Origin of the sequence: Streptomyces laculatispora (assembly GCF_017353455.1) — a bacterium.
GTDB lineage: Bacteria > Actinomycetota > Actinomycetes > Streptomycetales > Streptomycetaceae > Streptomyces > Streptomyces laculatispora.
Genome location: NZ_JAFMPZ010000635.1, coordinates 1 through 4,444, shown reverse-complemented (window position 1 = coordinate 4,444; position 4,444 = coordinate 1). Strand labels below are relative to the sequence as shown.

General features: G+C 70.9%; 3 protein-coding genes. 1 reads left to right on the top strand and 2 read right to left on the bottom strand.

What is annotated here, in order from left to right; genetic code table 11:
• Positions 1-1,119, bottom strand: a 1,119-nt coding sequence (locus J1C73_RS33060) for a sigma-70 family RNA polymerase sigma factor (RefSeq protein WP_207319592.1), incomplete at its 3' end; no start/stop codon positions are given.
• A gap of 480 nt (positions 1,120-1,599) precedes the next feature.
• A complete protein-coding gene (locus J1C73_RS33055) occupies positions 1,600-2,388 on the bottom strand; it encodes a TetR/AcrR family transcriptional regulator (protein ID WP_372446778.1) in 789 nt (262 codons plus the stop codon).
• A 468-nt stretch (positions 2,389-2,856) separates the two neighbouring features.
• On the opposite strand from J1C73_RS33055, the gene J1C73_RS33050 reads away from it, so the two are divergent.
• The gene (locus J1C73_RS33050; protein WP_207319590.1) at positions 2,857-4,254 is read left to right on the top strand and encodes an NAD(P)/FAD-dependent oxidoreductase; all 1,398 of its coding nucleotides are present in this window, start codon (positions 2,857-2,859) and stop codon (positions 4,252-4,254) included.
• Positions 4,255-4,444: the final 190 nt, after the last annotated feature.

Sequence of the window (4,444 nt, the reverse complement as noted above, 5' to 3'; positions counted from 1 at the left end):
GCTCAAGGCCGCCACGATCCCGGCGGCCTTGAGCGCGTATCCGGCGGCGAACCAGCCGATGACCGCGATCGGGAGCAGCGCGGGAATCCCGGCATTCACATGGGCCAGTTCGCCCGCTGCCAAGCGGCATTTCGCGCATTCGTCCAGGTGCCCCCGCAGCCCGCGCTCGGCCCGCATCCGCAGCCCGCCACGGGCATAGGCGCCGAGCCGGTCGGCGTAGCGCGCGCAGTCACCGCCGGAGGTGAGCGCCTGGCTCACATGGGCCTGCAGATACGCCTGCTTGAGCCCTTCGCGGGCCCGGCTGGCCAGTACCGAAGTGGCGTTGGCGGTGAGCCCGAACAGCGGGGCGATGTCGCTGGGCGACTCCTCCTCGACGGTGGTGTGCCACAGGACCGCCTGCCAGCGCTCCGGGAGGCTGCGGAAGGCCTGCATCGCCATCGACTGCTCGGCCTCGTGCATCGCCGTCACATCGGCGCCGAGATCGAGGGTGTCCGCGTCCGGCACCTTGGAGGAGCGCGACGCCTGAGCGGCGAACGCCGCGAAGTCATCGACCAGTTGCTCCCGCCTGGCGGTCTTCGTCCACGCGGCGCCGACGTGCCGGACCGCGGTCATCAGATAGGCGCGCACCGCCTCCTCGGGCCCCTTGCCGCCCCGTACCGCCTGCAGCGTCCGGGCGAAGACCTCGGCCGTCAGGTCGTCTGCGGTGTGCGCGTCCCGGCAGCAGGTGCGCGCGTACCGGCGCACCTGGTCCGAGTGCCGGCGGAACAGCTCCTCGTACGCGAGGTCGTCGCCTTCCCGCATCCGCTGGATCAACTGGGCGTCGGAGAGAGCGAGTCCGGTCGTGTCCGCAGCGGCCGAGCTGCTGGCGACCCGCTGCATGGGGACCGCGGCCCCCGCTGCGGCGTAGGTTCCGTCCGGGTTCGCCGGTGCCGGGGTCTCGACCGGTGAGGGGGGCCATGGTCCGGGCAGAACCGTGCCGCCGGCCCCTTCGCCGGCGCCCTGGCGCCCGGGTCCGGCCTGGCTCGGCACCTGTTCCGAGGGCAGGCCGCCCGTGCCGGTGCCGCCGCCCGTGGTGGAGACACCGTCGAACGGCTCATCCTGCTGCCCGTCACCGCTCATCGCGGACGCCCCCGTATGCGCTTTCGGACCCGAATACCGGGCAAGCGTGCCACAGAGGGCAGGAGCGGCGACCCCTCAGCCCTGCCAACCACTCATCCGGGGCGGTCTCCCGAATATGAGCACTAGCGGACACTCGTTCGGGGAAGAAGTAACAGGATGTGCTGATGGGGCAGTTGAGTGCGATCGCGTCGAAAGCGGCGACTGAGGCCACGGCCGGTCCGCCGGTACGCCCCGCAAACGCGGGTCACATCGACGCACCGACCGGCACTCACCGCACTCATCGCACCGCTCTCGCCGACTCACCGCACCGCGTGAGCGAGACACTCACCGAGCGGGGCAGGCCGGACCCAGCCGGGTGAGTCAGACCCAGCCGAGCCGGGCGCGCTCCCCGGTCACTCCAGCAGGCCGACGCAGCCCTCACGCCGCCCGCTCACGCAGCCCTCACGCCGCCCGCCGGCCCGAACCGCCGGCCCAGCCCGCTCACGCAGGCCGCGAGCGCAGCCCCTCCAGCAGCCTGGCCGAAGCCGCCGCCTGCTGAGCCGCGTCCGGCAGCGAGGGTGCCGCCGTCGCGATGACCAGCAGCACATCGGCCACCGTCACATCGCGGCGCAGCTCACCCGACGTCCGCGCCCGGTCGACCAGCCGGCCCACGACCTCCAGCAGCTCGGCCGATCCGCTGCCGACGCCGTCGATCTCCGGCTCCGGCACAGGCCGGGGCTCGGCCGCCCGTGGTCCGTCCGTCGCCTGGCCGGCCTCCTGCCGTTGGTGCGGTACCCGGGATTCGTCCCGGGCGTCAACGGCCGCCGAGCCCGGTACGGCCGACTCCGCTGCCCGTACGGCGCCCGGATCGCCGACCACTGTCGAGTCGTCGGTGTCCACGCCGACCCGCAGTATCTGCGGAGGCAGCAGCCGCCCCGCGCCCGAGGCGACCGAGGTCCGCAGGAAGCGCGACAGCGCCGACCACGGCTCCTCCTCCTGCCCCAGCGCGGACCGGGCCTGGTCGGTCAGCCGGGAGGTCTCCTCCTCGGCTATCCGCCGCACCAGCACGTCCTTGCTGGGGAAGCGCCGGTACACCGTGCCGACACCGACGCGGGCGCGACGCGCCACGTCCTCCATCGGAGCGCCGTACCCGAGCTCGCCGAACACTTCGCGCGCCGCCCGCAGCACATGTTCCAGATTGCGCTGCGCGTCCACGCGCAGCGGCGCCGAGCGGCCGTGCGCTCCGGCACCGACGGTGCCCGAGCCGAGTGCGGCACCCAGAGTGCTCACTGCTCCCGACGGTGCGGCGGTCCCTGATGACCCGATGCCGCTCACCGTTCCGACTGTACCGACTGCGCCGATTCGTCCGTTTCCTTCGGACGTGACAGCAGCAGTCGGCCAATGCGATTCCTGAATATGCATAACTGTTCCCCCGGTTATGACGTCTCCCCCCGGAGACTCCCGCCGTGTCTGCCGGGTTGACCGATGGTCCCATCCGACACCCCGACGACACACGAACATAGTTGAGCCAGAGTCAATTCAGAAGGGGGCAGTTCCGCCCGGAGCGCCCCCCGATCGGAACAAGGACCGGTTGGTCACCGATTCGCCCGCTGCCCGTGCCCCTCACCGCAACCCCTGACCTGCGGGACTTCCGTATTGCCGCAACGATCAACCGGAGCGGCCCGTTCGGAAGCTCCGGTCACACAATTTGCCGGGGCTGTGGACAAACTCCGGAGCGCGTTGCGTCATGGAGTGGTGATGGCTTCAGATTCCGGGGGAACACCCCCCGGCCCCCCGCCGGGTGTGCGCATTCTCGTCGTCGGCGGCGGCTACGTCGGGATGTACACCGCGCTGCGTCTCCAGCGGAAGCTGAAGCAGCGGCTGAGAAGCGGCGAGGCCGAGATTGTCGTCGTCTCTCCTGATCCTTATATGACGTATCAGCCGTTCCTTCCCGAAGCCGCCGCCGGTTCGATCTCACCGCGCCATGTGGTCGTCCCGCTGCGCCGGGTCCTGCCGCACTGCACGATCGTCATCGGCGAGGCGCAGCGCATCGATACGGCCAAGCGCACCGCGACGGTCACCACCCTGGCCACGGGCGAGGACGGCACCGGTGCGGTTGAGATCCCGTACGACGAGATCGTCGTCGCGCCCGGCTCCGTCTCGCGCACCCTCCCGGTCCCCGGCCTCGCCGACCACGGCTTCGGCTTCAAGACCATCGAGGAGGCCATCGGGCTGCGCAACCACGTGATCGAGCAGATGGACATCGCCTCCGCCACCCGCGACCCCGCGATCCGCGACGCCGCCCTCACCTTCGTCTTCGTCGGTGGCGGCTACGCGGGCGTGGAGGCGCTGGCCGAGCTGGAGGACATGGCCCGCTACACCGCGCGGTACTACCACAACATCAAGGCCGAGGACCTGAAGTGGATCCTCGTCGAGGCGACCGGCCGCATCCTGCCCGAGGTCGGCGAATCGATGGGCAAGTACGCCGTCCGGGAGCTGCGCGGCCGCAATATCGACGTACGTCTCGACACCCGGCTGGAGTCCTGCGAGGACCGGGTGGCCGTACTCAGCGACGGCTCCCGCTTCCCGACTCGCACGCTCGTGTGGACAGCCGGCGTGAAACCCGCGCCGCTGCTCGCCGCCACCGGCCTCCCGCTCAACGAACGCGGCCGGCTCATCTGCACGGCGGAACTCACCGTCGAAGGCGCCGAACACGCCTGGGCCGCCGGTGACGCCGCCGCCGTCCCCGACCTGACCGCCGACGAGCCCGGACGGGAGACCGCGCCCAACGCCCAGCACGCGGTCCGCCAGGCCAAGGTCCTCGCGGAGAACATCGTGGCGTCCATGAACGGCGAACCGCTCACGGAGTACCGGCACAGCTATGCGGGCTCCGTCGCCTCGCTCGGCCTCCACAAGGGCGTCGCGCACGTCTACGGACGCAGGCTCAAGGGCTACCCGGCCTGGCTGATGCACCGCGTCTATCACCTGAGCCGGGTCCCGACGTTCAACCGCAAGGCCCGCGTACTCGCCGAATGGACCCTGGCCGGCCTCTTCAAACGCGAGATCGTCTCCCTCGGCTCGCTGGAACACCCCAGGGCCGAGTTCGAACTCGCCGCGGGAAGGCGTCCCAGGACCGACGGCGACGACTGTCAGTAGGGTCCGACACACTTGGACGTGTGACCATAGGTGGGCTCACATCTGCACAGAGTGACCCGGCAGGCAGCGACCGAAAGTGATCAGCAGAGACCGGCTCCGGCTGCGCGTTCCGGCGGTTCGGCCCCGAACCGGCGAGAGTGAACCGGCAGGAAGAACCGGCAGAGGATCCGGCAGAGGATCCGGCAGAGGA